We start from the raw sequence: 15,779 nt of genomic DNA on the forward strand, positions 1-15,779 counted from the left end.
CCCGGCCTCGGCACCGGAGCCGGTGTCGCGGCGGGCATGGCCGCCGGCACGCTGGCGTGCCGGCGCGGCGGTGACGGCATGGGGGCGCTGAAGCGGGTTCAGACCCGGTAGTTCGGTCGCCGTCCGCGCAGCCACTGCTCCAGCATCATCAGGATCCACACCATCTCGCCGTAGTACCCGGGGTGTTCCGGCAGCCGCTCCTTGAGCAGGCTCCGGATGAACTCGGGGCGGACGATGCCGCGCGTGGACAGGCTGCCCAGCGAATCCTCGGCGAGTGCGCGCAGGTTGGCGTCGCGCGTCGCCCAGACGCCGAAGGGCAGGCCGAAGCCCTGCTTCTTCTTGACGATGATCTCGTCGGGCAGGAAGCCGCGCAGCGCCTCCTTGAAGAACCAGCGCAGCTGCAGGCCCTTGAGCTTGTAGTCCGCCGGCAGGCGTTCGGAGAAGGCCAGCAGCTCGTCGTCCAGCATCGGGAAACCGACCGAGGTCCCCGCCAGCCGCGTGGTGCCCACGACCTTGGGCAGGTCGGTGTCCGCCAGCGTGTAGCGCCAGTCGAAGGCCAGCATGCGGTCGACCAGCTGGCCGGTCTTGAGCCCGTTCCACACCTGGCGCTGCTGCTTCTGCGGCCCCAGCGGATCCACGCGGCGCAGGAAGTCCGTCTCCAGCACGTCGCCCATGCCCAGCCGCGTCAGCAGGTTGTAGCTCTGCAGCCGGTCCGGCATCGGCACGCGCGCCTGGTCGATGTAGCTGGCGCCCTTCTTCAGCAGCGGCAGCTTGCCGATCGGCGAGCCGAACACCGGCTGCAGCACGAGGTCCCGCAGCGGCCCCGGCACGTTGCCGTACCAGGAGAACACCGTCTGCTTCGCATAACGCGTGTTGCCGCCGAAGAGTTCATCCCCGCCGTCCCCGGCCAGCAGATGCCGCACGCCGTTGTCGTGGGCGCGGCGGGCGCAGTAGTAGGCCGGCAGCGCCGAGCTGTTGCCGAAGGGCTGGTCGTAATGCGTCGCGACCTTCGCGATCCCGTCGACCAGGTCCTTGGGCGTCACGTAGTACTCGTGATGCCGGCAGCCGAAGTGCTTGGCCGCGATGCGCGCGAAGGCCATCTCGTCGTAGCCCTCGGCCTCGAAGCCGATCGAGTAGGTGTCCGGTGCCCGTCCCGCGACGCGGCTCAGCATGCCCGCGACCGTCGAGCTGTCCGTGCCGCCGCTCAGGAAGCAGGCCGCGTCCGGCGCGTGCATCGCGCGCTGCACCGAGCGCTGCAGGATCTCCTTGAACTCGACCTTCAGGTCCTCGAGCTTCGGGGCCGGATCGGCGCGGAAGGTCGGCGTCCAGTACGGCGTCACGCGCAGCTCGCCGCGCTCGAAGATCGCCACATGCCCCGGCGGCAGCCGGAAGATGTTGCGGAACACCGTCCGCGGCGACGGGATCACGTGGAAGTAGAGGTAGTCGAACAGCGCCTGCGGATCGAGGTCCACGTCGTCGCCGGCCAGGTCGTCGGCGCGGGTCGCGAACTGCAGTTCGTGGCCGACGATGCGGTAGCACAGCGGCTCGATGCCGAAGCGGTCCGTCGCCAGCAGCGTGCGCCCGCCGGGCTGTCGCCAGGCCACCGAGAAGCGGCCGCCGACCTGCGCCAGCGCCGGTGCCGGATCGCTCGCCGACAGCAGCGTCTGCCATGCGGCGTCGCGTTGCACGGCCGGGACGTCGGCGGGGAGACCCGGCAGGACCGGCTGGCCCGTGGAAAGGAAGGTGGCGGTGCTCGTCGTCATCGTTGTGTACGGACCGGCGATGCGGCCAAGAGGCAGGAAAGAGGGAGGTTCGCGGTGTGGAACTCCCCGCCGGATTCTGGCGTGGAATTGAGTCGCCACGCCTGTCCCCCACCCCACCCACTTGGAGGGCCGCCCTTCGGGGGAGGCTTCCGACCATGCCGCACAATCGCGGCCTGCCCGCTGTCGGAGGCGGACCCTGGAGCCGGTTTGCAGATTCACTGGATGCCTCACGCACTGAACCCGGCCTACGCCGGCGTGCGCCTGCGCTGCCTGATGCCGAGCCGCGAACTGCGCCGCTCGGGTCTGGTGTCGCGCGTGCTGGATCCGGCGTCGGACGCTCAGCCGCTGCCCAGCGAGGGCGTGCTCGTGGTCCAGGCGAAATGGCTGCTCGACGCGGGCTCGCCCGACGCGCTGCGCGGCCGTGCCCGGCGCCTGGCCGAGGCCCGCGCGCACGGCGTCCGGCTGGTGCTGGACAGCTTCGACAACTACTTCCTCAACGAGTCCGGCGATCCCGCGCGTGCCGCGCTGCTGAGCGCCTACCGCGAGGCGCTCCCGCTGTTCGCGCTGTTCACCGTGTCCTCGCCCGGCCTGAAGCCGCTGCTGGAGGCGGAACTGCCGCCCGACCTGCGCGCCGCCGCGCCGGTTCGCGTCGTCGGTGATCCCGTCGAGACGCCCGCCGCCGCGCGCGACTTCGAATCGTGGCCGCACCGCATGCATCCCGGTCGCTGGAGCGGCCACTGGCGCGCCTGGCGTGAACTGCGCGAGCACCGCGCGCAGCGCCGCGTCGCCCGGCAACTGGTGTGGTTCGGCAATCATGGCAGCGCCTATGCGACCGGCGGGATGGCGGAGCTCGAACCGCTGCTGCCGCTGCTGGAGGCTGCCGCGCGGCGACAGCCGCTGCGACTGACGGTGGTGAGCAACTCCGAACAGCGTTATCGCGAGCTGCTCGGTCGCGCCGCCTTCCCGCACCGCTACCGGCCCTGGGACCGGCTGCATTTCCTGTCGCTGCTCGGCGAGCAGGACCTGGTGCTGCTGCCCACCCGCATGACCGCCTTCACGATGGCCAAGAGCAACAACCGCATGCTGCTGGCGCTGGCCCAGGGCGTGCCGGTGATGGCCGACCCCTTGCCTGACTACCAGCCCTGGCGCGCCCACTGCGCGCTGGACGACTGGGCGCACCTCGCCGATCACATCGCCGATCCGGCCCCGCTGGCCGCCCGCGCGCGCGCCGCGATGCCCGCCATCGAGCGCGACTACTCCACGCGCGCCATCGCCGCCCAATGGCGCGAGGCGCTGCAAGCCCCCGTCCCTTGATTGTCCCGATGAACCGCATGACGCCCGATTCCCTCGCCCCGCCGGACGGCGCCCCTGCGGACGGACACGCGCCCGCATCGTCGACGCCGGCTTCCTCCGCGGAGCACCCGCTCGCGATCGCCATCGTGCTGCCGCAGTTCCACCCGTTCCGTCAGAACGACGAGTGGTGGGGCAAAGGCTTCACCGAATGGCGCAACGTCGCCAAGGCCAGGCCGCTGTACGAGGGCCACTACCAGCCGCGGCTGCCGGGCGAGCTTGGCTTCTACGACCTGCGGCTGCCCGAGGCCCGTGCGGCGCAGGCCGAGCTGGCCCGTGAGCACGGCATCGGCGGCTTCTGCTACTACCACTACTGGTTCACCGGCGAGCGCTTGATGGAGCGCCCGATCGAGGAGATCCGCGCCAGCGGCGAGCCCGACTTCCCGTACTGCCTGGCCTGGGCCAACGAGAACTGGACCCGCGCCTGGAACGGCAAGGACCGGGAGATGCTGATCGAGCAGCGCTACTCGGACGAGGACGACGAGGCCCACATCCGCACGCTGCTGCCGCACTTCCGCGATCCGCGCTACATCCGCATCGACGGCAAGCCGCTGTTCATCGTCTACAAGGTCGATCACCTGCCGGATCCGCAACGCACGCTGGCGACCTGGCGCCGCATCGCGCGCGAGGAGGGCGTCGGCGAACTGACGCTGGCGCAGTTCGAGTGGAGCGGCACCGGCTCCGGCGCCGATCCGCGCGAAGTCGGACTGGACCTGTCGATCGAGTTCGCGCCGGACTGGCGGCGCCTGGGCGGCAGGCACTTCACCGGCTGGAAGTCCAGGCTCGCGATGAAGCTGGGCTTCCTGCCCAAGGCCTACGGCGAGCACAACTTCTTCGACTATGACCGCATGGTCGACGGCGTGCTGGCCAAGCCGGCGCCGGACTATCCGTTCCTGCGGTGCGTCAGCCCCGGCTTCGACAACAGCGCGCGGCGCTCCTCGGGCGGCGCCACCATCCTGATGAACAACACGCCGCAGCGCTACAAGCGCTGGCTCGAGGCGGCGCTCGCGTGGACGCGCAAGCACCAGCCGCCGCAACGGCAGGTCGTGTTCATCAATGCCTGGAACGAATGGGCCGAAGGCAACCACCTCGAGCCCGACGCGCTGAACGGCCGCACGCTGCTGGAAGCGACGCGTGACGCGTTGAAGCACAAGGACTGACCCCGAAGGCCAGGGCCCGATTTCCTCGGTCGTTCAGGGACGGCAAGGCGCGAGGTTTCGGCGCTTGCCGCCGGGGCCTTGCGCCTTGGCGGCCAAGCGCGCCGACGTTGGCAGTCGAAGGACCGGGTGGGTCAGCGCCCGATCCGTGCCGCGCACGCCGCCTGATGCCGAGCCACCGATCCGCGCATCGACGCCAACGCCTCCTCGGTACGCCGCAGGTCGTCGGCGATGCGCGGTGCGCGCGAGATCGCGGCCAGCCAGTAGTCGCTCATCGAGACCTCGTCGTCGCACTCGTGCAGCACGCCGCGATCGCGCAGCAGCCGGTAGACCGGATACGACGGGTAGGTCGTGTCCCAGCCGCCGCGGATGGTGAGCGGCTTGTTCAGCCCCAGCGGTTCCAGCACGTTGTGGTCCACGCCCACATGCGCGACGGTCGCCGCCGCATAGAAGTCGCGCAGCTCGCCGACGGTGTCCAGCACCAGGCACTGCACCTCGGCCGCGAGCGGCGCGTCCTCGATCTGCGAGCGCCGCGTGACGCGCAACCCCGCCTCGCCGAGCTGACCCAGCAGCGCGCCCATGCGCTCGAGGTTCTCCGGATGGCGCGGCGCCAGGATCAGCAGCGCGTCGGGATGCGTGCGGCGCAGACGATCGAACGCGCCCAGCACCTGCTGCTGCTCCGGCAGTTCGGTGACGCAGCCGCCGACCACGATCGGCCGGGCCGACGCCAGCAGGTGGCCGAGCAGGCGCGGGCTGCGCGTGGCCTGCTCGACGCCCCAGTCGGCGCGGCGCATCGCGTCGAACTTCATGTTGCCCGTCACCTGCAGCCGCTCGCGCGGCGCGCCGCGGGTCTCCAGCTGCCGCGCGGTCTCGGCGTCCTGCACGCACAGCACGTCGAAGGCCTGGAGGAAGTCTCGCGCCAGCAGTCGGCGCTCGATCTGGTCGAGCCGGGCCGGCGGGTCGTAGTGGTACAGCCAGCCGTTGAGCATCAGCGTCGCCGCGTTGTGGCGGCGCGCCTCGCGCAGGAAGGCGTAGGAGAAGCGGCAGGGCGCCTCCGACGGCAGGCAGGGGATCTCCGCCACCGCGAGCATGGCCGGCGGCAGCAGGCGCGCGAGCCGGCGCGCATCGGCGCTGTGGCCGCGGCTGGTGCAGACCACCGCCTGCGGCAGCCGGGCGAGGTAGGCGTCGCGGTAGTGCGGGTGCTCGGTGATCAGCACCGGGCGCAGGTCGGGCCGCTGCGCGATCAGCCACTCGATCATCGGGGCGACGGCGTTGAGCTCGCCGATCGTGGTCACGTAGAACCACAGCGCCGGTCCCGTGGCATCGGCCGGCGTCAGCGAGAACGCGCCCAGCGTGTTGTTGCCGCGCAGGTCGCTGAGGCGCTCCAGCGCGCGGAACATCGCCCAGCGCAAGGTCTCGCCGGGGCGGACCGGCGCGGACGTGGCGGGCGCGGCCAGGGACGGTGTCAGCTCAGGCATGGCGGCTCCGCAGATGGGTCAGGGCACGGCGGACCTCGGTCATCGCCGGATGCCGCAACAGCGCGGCGCTGGCCAGCCACGCACCGGCGCCGGCGATCACGCACAGGGCGATGCGCGGGATCAGCGGCAGGCTCAACTCGTAGGCGATGAACTGGGCCAGCCCGAGGCCGGCGCAGCAGCCCAGCGTCAGCTGCACGCTGACCCAGCTGGGCGCGAACAGCTGGCGCGGCGTGGCCTTCAGCACCTCGGTCAGGTGACGCGTGTACATCGCGACCTGCACCAGGTTGCCGATGACGAACACGGCCGCCACCGCATGCAGGTTCCAGAACGCGGCCAGGCCGACGCACGCCAGGTGGGTCGGTCCGTACCAGAGCGCCACCGACAGCCGGCGCCGGATCTGGCCGGTGGCCGCCAGCGCATTGGGCGCGAGCATCGTCAGCGCGTACGGCAGGCCGGCCAGTGCCAGCAGCGTGGCCAGCGGCGCGGCCTCGTGCCATTGCGCGCCGAACAGCAGCGCGATGATGTCGCCCGACATCAGCGCCACGCCGGCCATGAAGGGCCACGCGATGCCGGTGAAGATGGCGGTGCCCTTCGCATAGGGACCGACCAGGCTGTGCCCGGCGCGGTGGTCCGCCGCGAGCGCCGGCGTCGCGACGCGCAGGATGGCCGAGCTCACCGTCTGGCCGAGCAGGTCGATCAGCCCCGTGGCGCGGCTGAACAGGCCCAGCGAGGTGAAGCCGAAGACCTTGCCGATGATCAGCTCATGGCCGTTGCGGGAGCCCGATTCGACCAGCCGCGAGCCCGTGAACATCGCGCCGAAGCGCAGCTGCCGTCCCGCGCCGCGCAGGCGCGGCATCAGCAGCGCGTCGCGCGGCCGCAGCCAGACGAGGATGGCCACCTGCACGGCGATGCCAGCCACCGGTCCCCAGGCCAGGCTCATCGCGCCGTGACCGCTCCAGGCCAGCGCGATGCTGGTCGCCGAGTTCGCGGCGTTGGCGCAGACCTGCACGATGAAGACCTTGTGGAAGGCCATCTCGCGGTTGAGCAGCGCGAAGGACGGCGACGCCAGCGGCAGCATCACGAAGTTGAGGCTCAGCACCAGCAGCAGGTCCGCCAGCAGCGGCTCTTGGTACCAGTCGGCCAGCAGGAAGCGGCCGCCGAGGATCACCAGCGCGATGCTCCAGGCCATCATCAGCGTGATGGTGAAGGCGCTGCGCAGCTTCTCGCGGTCGAGCTCGCGCTCCTGGATGATGTACTCGCTGACGCCGAAGTCCCGCAGGATGGACGCCAGGTTGGTGACCACCGCGCACAGCGAATAGACGCCCACCTGCGTCGGCGTCAGCAGCCGGGCCAGGATCATCGTGGTCGGCACGGTGATCAGCAGGCTCAGGTAGCGCTCGGCGAAGGACCAGGCCAGCGCGCCGCGCACGGACGGGCTCTTGCTCATGCCGGGGCTTCTTCCGTCTTGGGCGCCGCATCGCCGGACGGTGTCGCGTCACCGCCGCGCAGCAGCCGCTTGAGCGCCGGCACCCAGCCCCAGCGGTACAGCGTGGCGTGATAGACCGGGCGCATGTCGGCGGTCCAGCGGGTGTGCCATTCCATGACCTTGCCGTAGAACTCGATGCGGCGGATCGGACCGCCCGCCGCCGCCGCGTCGAACAGCTGCTGGAACTGCAGCTGGCGCATCAGCGTCGACGGCGACACGGCCTTGTGCGCCTCGTCGTAGGCGGTCTTCAGGATCACGATCTTGCCGCCGGACTCGATGCACAGGTCCATCGCGACGACCGCGTCGTCGAACCAGTACTGGTAAAGGCGGACGCGACCGGCGCGCGCGAAGCCTTCCAGCATCGCGCGATAGAACTCGTACTGCGGATGGCCCGGCGCGATCGCCGTGCCCTCGGAGCCCTTCCAGCCGCTGGCCTCGAGGCGTCCGTAATCCGTCAGCGCGGGAGCGACGTCCTCGGGCCGCGTCAGGCATTCCAGCCGCGTGACCGTGCCGGCGGTGTCCAGCTTCTTCTGCTGCTTCTTCAGGTTGGTGCGCAGGTTCTTGCCGCGCGCTTCCCAGTAGGTCTCGAAGTCGCCGGTCAGGTCGACCCAGGCGGTGTCGATGTAGTCCTGGCCGCGCCAGCGCGTGCCGTCGGCGGGGCGCGGGTGGAACAGGCTGTCGATCTGCGTCAGGCCCAGCGCGAGGGCGGGCAGCGGCAGCGCGCGCAGCAGGCCGTCGGCCAGCGGTTCGAGCGCCTCGCCGGCCGGGCTCAACCAGGCGCCCAGCGGCAGCTGCGACGGCTGGAAGGTGGCCCATTGCGCGGTGCCGGCGGGCGTCACGATCGCGGCGGCGCGAGGCGCCTTCGGATCGCCGAGCAGCGCGAGCCGCTCGCGGCCCGTGCCGAAGACGCCCAGCAGCGGTGCGAGGAAGGCGCTCTCCAGGAAGGGCAGGCCGGCGACACGCGCCTGCAGCGCGTCCCACGCGGCGGCATGCGGCGCGAAGGCGGCCGCATCGGGCAGCGCGATGAGGGACCAGCGCAGCGAGCTTGCGGGGGGCGAGGAGGTCGGGGGTGTCGGGCTCATCGGGCTCATCGGGCTCAGCGGGGTCATGGTCGCGCCTCGGCGGTCGGCATCTGGGGGGCGCAGGCCTCGTCGAGCACGCGGGCGAGTTCGCCGGTGCGGGACTCGCGCGAGGCGGCGGCGATGGCCGGCGGCGCGGGCAGCGCGGCACGGCCGTGGAACAGGTCGTCGAGGAAGCGGTCGAGCACGGCGGCGACGCCGGGACCGTCTTCCAGCGCCGCGTTGTGCGGCAGGCCGGCGCGGCGCATCAGTTGCGCGGTGTCGCCGGCGGGATCGGCCAGCGTCAGCACGGGCCGGCGCGCGCGCAGGTATTCATAGGCCTTGGCGGGGATCTGGTCGTTGCAGTCGTTCGACTGCAGCAGCAGCAGGCCGTCCGCGCGCAGCATCTCGGCCAGGGCGTCGGCATAGGGAATCGGCGGCGCGATCTCGACCAGATCGGCCACGCCCAGGCGCGAGGCGAGCGCACGGACGAAGTCGTCATGCGCCGTCGCGCGCAGCCGCAGCCGCAGCCGCGACGCATCGATGCGGCCGTCGGCCTTCGCGGCGGCGAGCGCCTCGAACAGCCGCACCGGGCTGCGCCAGTCCGGATAGACGACGCCGCTGTGCAGCAGCACGCGCGGGCCGGTGCTGCGCGCCACATCGGTCTCGGCGGCATCGGAGGCGCCGGCCACCCCGCGTGCGTGCCCCGCGGTGCCCGTGAAGGCCAGCGTCTGTTCGGCTTGCCGGAACGCCTCCTCGCTGTAGCCGTTCTCGATCACGCGGATCCGGTCGGCGGCGGCGGGGAAGCGCCTGGCGTAGAGGCGCGCGGCGCCGGGCGTCGTGAAGGTGAAGCGGGATGCGCGCGCGAAGACCTGGCGCTCCACCGCCGCGAAGCTGCGCCACAGCACCGGATCGGCGGGGTAGCCGTCGTGGGCCATCGGGTCGCGGAAGTCGGCCACCCAGGGCAGGCCGCTGAGCTTGGAGAGCCAGTAGCCGACGAGGTGCGCCGTCGGGATCGGATAGGTGCTCCAGATCGCGTCGGGGCGTGTCTCGCGGATCAGCTTCAGGCCGGCCGGGACGGCGCCCAGCAGCCAGCTGTGCCAGCGGTCCGGGCGCGCAAGGAAGCTGGGATAGCGTCCCCCGATCGACAGGTGCCGCGCGGCGTCCAGCGCGAAGGCGCGGCGCACGATCAGGTCCGCCGGGATCTCCTCGACGAGGTCGGTGCCGGTCTGCGCATGCACGCGGGGATGCGCGGTCAGCAGGCTCGGCGTCCAGCCCGAGGCGGGCAGCTGCTGCGCGAAGCGCAGCGCGCGCTGCACGCCGCTGGTCCCCGCCATCGGCGGGAACTGGAAGGAGACCATGAGCACACGCCGCATCGCCGGGCTTTCAGCGCGCGGGCGCGGCGGGCGTGATGAACAGGCGCTCGACCTGCTCGACGATGCGGCGCAGGTCCGCCTCGGTGAGGTCCTGGTGGCAGGCGAGCTGCAGCACATGGTGCGACCACGACTTGCCGGCATCGCCGGGCAACGCCGGCACGCCGGGCCACAGTCGGTCCCAGCGCGAGACCGGCACGCCGAGCTTGCGCATCTCGGCGTAGCCCGGATCGGGCGTGCGCACCCACAGCGGGAAGACGTAGGGCGCGCAATCCGCCGGCAGCGCCGGCAGCAGCGGATGCACGCCGTCGCGGTGCGAGAACGCCTCGGTGAAGAACGCGTAGTGGTGCCGGCGCGCCTCGACGATGCGACGGCGCGGCACGCGCCGCGAGATCCAGCCGCTGGCATGCGTCAACGCGCGGTGCGACAGCGGCAGGTCGATCAGCGCCATGTTGGCGTCGATCTCCTCGGCCTCGTCGAGCTCGCCGTGGCGGCTGGGCGGCGCCTGCGAGCCGGCGGCCGGACCGCCCTTCACCAGACGGCGCAGGGCGCTCTTGAGCGCGAACGCGCCGCGGATCAGCCGGTTCAGGCCGGTCAGGCGGTCGTGGGCGGCGCCCATGTGCAGGATGTCGGAGCCCGCCTTGACCTGGTCGATGCGCGAGGCCGGCGTCAGCGCCGGCATCGTCAGCCCCGTCCGGTTGAGCGCGAGGATGCCGCCCTCGGGCGTCGGGAAGAACTTGGTCAGGCTGGCGATGGCCACGTCGCCCCACGAGCCGATCGGCCGCGCGCCGGCGCGTCCGAACATTGCATGCGCGCAATCCTCGATCAGCGCGATGCCGCGGGCGTCGCACCAGGCGCGCACCGCCTCCATCGGCTGCGGCAGCCCGAAGTAGTGCGGCACCAGCAGCGCCTTGATGCTGGCCGGCACGTGGGCCGGCACGTGCGCCGAGAGCCAGTCCAGGCGCGGCGCGCCGTGCTCGTCGATCGGGTAGAAGGCCGCGTCCGCCCCGAGCGTCTTCACCGGCGAGACCATCGTCGGACAGTGGTAGGTCGGCAGCAGCACCAGGTCGCCGGGACCGACGTGCAGGCATTCCAGCGCCAGCAGGATCGCCGCGCGCCCGCTGGTGGTCGGCAGGTGGCGCGGATGGTCGAGCAGGCTGTGCTGGTCGACCTGCGCGGCGCCCGCGAAGGTGCGCCAGCCGATGACCGGCAGCCGCGGCGCGGGAAGGGTGGGGGCGGGGTCAAGTCGACGGCCTCCCGGTCAGCGGCCGGTGGCGGCCGACGGGGCCGACGAGGCCGGTGGGGCCGATGGGGCCGATGGCACCGATGGGGCTGGTGCGGCCGCGCCGGGCGCCGAGGAGGGCGCCGAGGCGGGCGCGGACTCGGGTGCCGACGCGGCGTCCCCCGGCAGACGGATGTCGGCGGGCCAGCGGTTGATCGCCATCAGCCGCTGGCGCAGGATCGGGTGCGTCATGCCGGCGCCGTAGGCGCGGCGCGCGGCGTCGACGGCCAGGTCGACCTCGTTGAGGTCCATCGCGACCATGCCGACGTTGTAGACCGAGAACGCGTTGTCGCCGGCCGCGGCGAGCTTGTTGGCGGCCTCCAGCTGCTCCTTGGCGCCGGCGGTCTTGCCCTTGCCGTTCAGGAACCCGGCGTAGATCAGGTGCACGATGACGTCATCCGACTTCCAGGTCAGCGCGCGCTTGAAATAGCAGTCGACGGTGAACAGCGCCTCGGGCGGCTGGTCGCGCTTGGTGCGCTCGCCGTAGAGCATCATCGCGATCAGCGCGCGGTGGTGGTTCGGGAAGGCGCGCAGCGTGTAGTCGATGTCGCTGCCGATGCTGCCGCGCTTGCACTTGACCAGCGCCTCGCAGGTGTCGATGAAGTGGGCCCCTTCCACCATCTGCAGCGGCGACATCTGCTTGGTCACCGGATCGATCTCCGGCATGTCCTTGTACTGGCGGTAGTCGAACGGACCGTAGTTGTTGGCCAGCCCGCCGCAGCCGATCCCCTGCGCGACGGCGGCATGGGCGGCGACGGCGCCGGCCAGGGCCAGCACGAGGGTGCGCCACGGGGCGCGGGCGGCGCGAGGGGAAGCGGGGACGGACATGGCGGGGCTCCGGTGAGGCCGGGTGTACCGGGCTGGCGGTCAGGCGGCGGCCGGCACGCCACGGACGAAGTCGGCGGTCAGCCGTTCGACGTGGGCGCGCCAGGCGGCGGTCGAGAAGGTGTGGTCCGCGTCGGGCAGGTCTTCGCGGCGAAGGCCGGGACGGCTCAGCAGCCCCTGCCAGACAGGACCGCCGTCGCGGCAGCGGTCCTGGAACTCGCGGGCGCAGACATCGTCGCCCGACAGGATCAGCAGCACCGGGCCGCCGAACGCACGCAGGCCGTCGGCCATCTGTTCGGTGTAGTGACGGGTGTCGGCCAGGCGCGCCGCGCTCGACGAGCCCGCGGCGCCTGACGAGCCCGCGGCAGCCGAAGGACTTCCGGCGTGCGCCGGCGCGCGGCTCTGCGCGAGCTTGCCCAGCAGTTCACGCACGGCGCCCAGGCCCACGCGGCCGCTCAGCAGCTTGCGCCAGAACGCCGGCTGGCGCAGCCGGTCGAGGTAGTAGTGCTTGACCTGCGCGCGGGCCAGGCTGGTCGCCGTGCGGACCCAGGGATTGGCCAGGCACAGGCCGGCCACGCGCGGGTCGCGGCGGCGATGCACGTACAGCAGCGCGGCGGACGCGGCGTCGCACAGGCCCCAGAGGACCACGCGCTTCAGCGACGGATGTTCGCGTTGCCAGGCGTCGATCGCGGCGGCGATGTCGGCGTCGACCTGCGCGAAGTCGCGCTGGTCACCCTGCGCGTCGCCCATGCCGCGGTAGTCCAGGCGCAGGCAGGGGACGCCGGCGCCGGCCAGTGCGCGGCCCAGCAGCGTGAACTGGCGGTGGCTGCCGACGCGGTACTGCGGGCCGCCGACGATCAGCAGCACGCCGATGTCGGAGGCGGCGACGACCGGTTCGCTCAGCAGGCCGACCAGCGTCTGGCCGTCGCAGTCCACGCGCAGCACGCTGTCGCGGTGCGCGGGCCTGATCGACGCGGTCGGCGTGTTCATGCGGCCTCCGCCTCCACCGGTCGGGTCGCGAAGTCCGCGTCGGCGGTCAGCGCGGCGAGGCTGGCCTCGATCAGGCGCGGGGCTTCCTCGATCTCGATGGCGGCCCAGAACGACGGGCCCTGGCAGACGGCGGCACGCACCGCCGCGCCTTGCGCGGTCCAGGCGTCGACGGCCATCGTCGCGGCGGGGGTGAGCGTCGCGTCCTCGCGCGTCGAGAGCTCCAGCCAGGCGACGCGGCGCACGCGCGCCGACGGCTTCAGCTGGGCGGATTCGAGGCCTTCGGCCAGCGCGGGCGACAGCAGGTAGCCGGCGATCTCGACCGGTTCGCCGCGCGCGAGCTGGTCGCGCATCGCCTGCACGGCGCCCTTGGCCTGGCCGCCGATCAGGTCGGCGGCGACGCGCAGGCGCATGAACTGCTGCAACTGCAGCTTGCCGGCGGTCAACGGCTGCCAGAGCAGCAGGTTCAGCGGCCGGTCGACCAGCACGTCGAAGGCCGCCGGCGCCAGCAGCGCGCCGGCGCGCAGGCCCCACAGCCACAGCGGCGGCTTCGCGCCGTCGGCACCGGACCGGGCGCGGGCGTCGAGCCAGTCGAGCGCCAGGCGGACGTCGCCCTGCCAGTGGGCCCAGGCCGCGTCGCCGAAGTCGCCGCTGCTGTCGCCGCAGCCGAGCAGGTCGATCGTCAGCACCTCGAAACCCGCGGCGGCGAAGGCGCGCGCGGCGAGGGCGGTCATGCGGCGCGCCTTGTTCATCTCCTCCGCGAAGGGCGGCAGGAGCAGGATCTGGCCGCGCGGCACCGTCGCCCCGGTCGCGGAGGCGGTGGGGGTGACGGCGGGCGGGTAGTGGACGCACAGCCGCTGGCCGCCGGCGCCGTCATCCAGGAAGAACGGCACAGGGGCCGTGGCTGGCGTGGACGGCGTGGAGGCGGCCATGGCGGAGGGGCGCGGCGGTCGCGCCCGTCAGGCGGCGAGCTTGCCGTTCACGAAATCGAGCAGGGCGCCGACGGTGGCGAAGGTGGCGCCGTCGATCTCGTCGTCGTCGACGACGATGCCGAACTGTTCCTCGAGCGCGGTGATCAGGCTGACGACCGCCATGGAGTCGAGCTCCGGGATCGCGCCCAGCAGCGCGGTGTCGACGGTGAAGGCCTTGGCGCGGCCCTCCAGGCTCAGGACGTCGTCGAGGATGGCGAGCAGGTGTTGTTGGGTGTTCATGGTCGGGGCGGATCTTAACTGGGGCCCCCTCTGGGAACCCCTGAGGCGCCCCCTCATCCCAAGGGGATCTTCCCGGCTTCGTGAGGGATTGCCAGGGGACTGCGTGAGATACTTTTTTCATGACCGCCGCCATCGACAGCCACCTGCTTCCGCACCTGATCCGGCACAGCGCCGAACGCGATCCGGCGGCCCCGGCGCTGCGCGACGGCGCCCGGTCGCTGAGCTACGCGGAACTGGCCGCGCAGGTCGAGGCGCTGGCCCACGGCCTGCTGTCGCTGGGCCTGGCGCGGGCCGAGCGCGTCGGCCTCTACCTGGACAAGCGGCTGGAGACGGTGGTCGCCAGTTTCGCGGCGCCCGCGGCGGGCGGCGTGTTCGTGCCGGTCAACCCGATCCTGAAGCCCGAGCAGGTCGGCTTCATCGTGCGCGACTGCGACGTGCGCGTGCTGATCACCTCGCGCGACCGCTTCGCGTCGCTGCGGCCGGTGCTTGCGGCGTGCCCGTCGGTGCGGCACGTCGTGGTGGTCGATCCGGTGCCCGACGCCGCGCCGGACGGCTGGCACCGCTACAGCGACCTGCTGGACGCCCCCGCGCAGAGGGCGCACCGCGTCATCGACACCGACATGGTGGCCATCCTCTACACCTCCGGCTCGACCGGCCGGCCCAAGGGCGTGGTGCTGTCGCACCGCAACATGGTGGCGGGGGCGAAGAGCGTCGCCAGCTACCTCGGCAACCGGCCGGAGGACCGTCTGCTCGCGGCGCTGCCGTTGTCCTTCGACGCCGGCTTCAGCCAGCTGACGACGGCCTTCCACGCGGGCGCGTCGGTGTCGCTGCTGAACTACCTGATGCCGCGCGACGTGCTCAAGGCGCTGGAACGCGACCGCATCACCGGCCTGACGGCCGTGCCGCCGCTGTACATCCAGCTCGCGCAGCTGGAATGGCCGGCCGCGATCGACCAGCAGTTGCGCTACTTCGCCAACACCGGCGGCCGCATGCCGCGCGAGACGCTGAACCTGCTGCGCCAGCGCGTGCCGTCGGCGCAGCCCTTCCTGATGTACGGCCTGACGGAGGCCTTCCGCTCGACCTACCTGCCGCCGGAGGAGGTCGACCGCCGGCCCGACTCGATCGGCAAGGCGATCCCGAACGCCGAGATCCTGGTGCTGCGAGAGGACGGCACGCCCTGCGCCCCGGACGAGCCGGGCGAGCTGGTGCACCGCGGCGCGCTGGTCGGGATGGGCTACTGGAACGACGCCGAGAAGACGGCCGAGCGCTACAAGCTGCTGCCGTCCGGCGCGGCGGGCCGGGAGTCCGGCCTGCAGCTGCCCGAGTACGCGGTCTTCTCCGGCGACAACGTGCGCCAGGACGCCGAGGGCTTCCTGTACTTCATCGGCCGGCGCGACGAGATGATCAAGACCTCGGGCTACCGCGTCAGCCCGACCGAGGTCGAGGAGATCCTGTACGCGACGCAGCTGGTGGGCGAATGCGTCGCCTTCGGCGTCGACCACGCGACGCTGGGCCAGACGATCCAGGTGATCGCGACGCCGCCGGCGGGCGCCGACACGCTCGACGGCGCCGCGCTGCTGGCGCAGTGCAAGGCCCGCATGCCGGCCTACATGATCCCCGCCGGGATCGAGTCGAAGGCCGGACCGCTGCCGCGCAACCCCAACGGCAAGATCGATCGCAAGCTGCTGAGCACCGAATGGGTGGCGAAGCAGGACGCCCAGTGAATGCGCCGAAACACGCGCTGAATGAAAACCCGGTGACGAATCCGTGAGCAACGACGACAAGACCCCCGCCGCGCCCGTCAAGGCC

Annotated in this window: 13 protein-coding genes; 3 read left to right on the forward strand and 10 right to left on the reverse strand. The window is 72.2% G+C overall.

Annotation, left to right across the window (positions count from 1 at the left end; all coding sequences use genetic code 11):
• Window positions 1-98 precede the first annotated feature (98 nt).
• A complete protein-coding gene (locus ACQ86G_RS16690; protein ID WP_431256389.1) occupies window positions 99-1,763 on the reverse strand; it encodes an asparagine synthetase B family protein in 1,665 nt (554 codons plus the stop codon).
• Window positions 1,764-1,985: 222 nt separating this feature from the next.
• Here ACQ86G_RS16690 and ACQ86G_RS16695 point away from each other — a divergent pair, with 222 nt between their 5' ends.
• A complete protein-coding gene (locus ACQ86G_RS16695) occupies window positions 1,986-3,077 on the forward strand; it encodes a hypothetical protein (RefSeq protein ID WP_431256390.1) in 1,092 nt (363 codons plus the stop codon).
• 17 nt (window positions 3,078-3,094) lie between these two features.
• Entirely contained in the window at window positions 3,095-4,273 is a 1,179-nt protein-coding gene (locus ACQ86G_RS16700) for a glycosyltransferase WbsX family protein (RefSeq protein ID WP_431256391.1), read from the forward strand.
• Window positions 4,274-4,404: 131 nt separating this feature from the next.
• Here ACQ86G_RS16700 and ACQ86G_RS16705 read toward each other — a convergent pair whose 3' ends face one another.
• Genes ACQ86G_RS16705 through ACQ86G_RS16745 form a run of 9 tightly spaced genes read right to left on the reverse strand, consistent with a single transcriptional unit; the run spans window position 4,405 to window position 13,970 of the window.
• Window positions 4,405-5,748: a 3-deoxy-D-manno-octulosonic acid transferase gene (locus ACQ86G_RS16705; RefSeq protein ID WP_431256392.1), complete on the reverse strand. Its 1,344-nt coding sequence runs from the start codon at window positions 5,746-5,748 to the stop codon at window positions 4,405-4,407.
• Window positions 5,741-7,195, reverse strand: a complete 1,455-nt coding sequence (locus tag ACQ86G_RS16710; RefSeq protein WP_431256393.1) for an oligosaccharide flippase family protein — start codon at window positions 7,193-7,195, stop codon at window positions 5,741-5,743. The genes ACQ86G_RS16705 and ACQ86G_RS16710 overlap by 8 nt, the downstream gene beginning before the upstream one ends.
• Entirely contained in the window at window positions 7,192-8,343 is a 1,152-nt protein-coding gene (locus ACQ86G_RS16715) for a GNAT family N-acetyltransferase (RefSeq protein ID WP_431256394.1), read from the reverse strand. The genes ACQ86G_RS16710 and ACQ86G_RS16715 overlap by 4 nt, the downstream gene beginning before the upstream one ends.
• Complete coding sequence (locus tag ACQ86G_RS16720; RefSeq protein WP_431256395.1) at window positions 8,340-9,668, reverse strand: glycosyltransferase; 1,329 nt, start codon at window positions 9,666-9,668, stop codon at window positions 8,340-8,342. The genes ACQ86G_RS16715 and ACQ86G_RS16720 overlap by 4 nt, the downstream gene beginning before the upstream one ends.
• A 10-nt stretch (window positions 9,669-9,678) precedes the next feature.
• Entirely contained in the window at window positions 9,679-10,878 is a 1,200-nt protein-coding gene (locus ACQ86G_RS16725) for a DegT/DnrJ/EryC1/StrS family aminotransferase (RefSeq protein ID WP_431261425.1), read from the reverse strand.
• A 48-nt stretch (window positions 10,879-10,926) separates the two neighbouring features.
• On the reverse strand, window positions 10,927-11,775 hold the full coding sequence (locus ACQ86G_RS16730; RefSeq protein ID WP_431256396.1) for a hypothetical protein: 849 nt from the start codon (window positions 11,773-11,775) through the stop codon (window positions 10,927-10,929).
• Between the two features lie 39 nt (window positions 11,776-11,814).
• Complete coding sequence (locus ACQ86G_RS16735) at window positions 11,815-12,762, reverse strand: hydrolase 1, exosortase A system-associated (protein ID WP_431256397.1); 948 nt, start codon at window positions 12,760-12,762, stop codon at window positions 11,815-11,817.
• Window positions 12,759-13,691 carry a hydrolase 2, exosortase A system-associated gene (locus ACQ86G_RS16740; protein ID WP_431256398.1) on the reverse strand — a complete coding sequence of 311 codons (933 nt, stop codon included), beginning with the start codon at window positions 13,689-13,691 and terminating at the stop codon, window positions 12,759-12,761. The genes ACQ86G_RS16735 and ACQ86G_RS16740 overlap by 4 nt, the downstream gene beginning before the upstream one ends.
• Before the next feature lie 27 nt (window positions 13,692-13,718).
• Window positions 13,719-13,970, reverse strand: a complete 252-nt coding sequence (locus tag ACQ86G_RS16745) for an acyl carrier protein (RefSeq protein WP_431256399.1) — start codon at window positions 13,968-13,970, stop codon at window positions 13,719-13,721.
• 119 nt (window positions 13,971-14,089) lie between these two features.
• On the opposite strand from ACQ86G_RS16745, the gene ACQ86G_RS16750 reads away from it, so the two are divergent.
• Window positions 14,090-15,694 carry an acyl-CoA ligase (AMP-forming), exosortase A system-associated gene (locus ACQ86G_RS16750; RefSeq protein WP_431256400.1) on the forward strand — a complete coding sequence of 535 codons (1,605 nt, stop codon included), beginning with the start codon at window positions 14,090-14,092 and terminating at the stop codon, window positions 15,692-15,694.
• The last annotated feature ends 85 nt before the right edge of the window (window positions 15,695-15,779 follow it).

It is taken from the genome of Roseateles chitinivorans (genome assembly GCF_050632145.1).
In the GTDB taxonomy this organism is placed as follows: Bacteria; Pseudomonadota; Gammaproteobacteria; order Burkholderiales; family Burkholderiaceae_C; genus Roseateles; species Roseateles chitinivorans_B.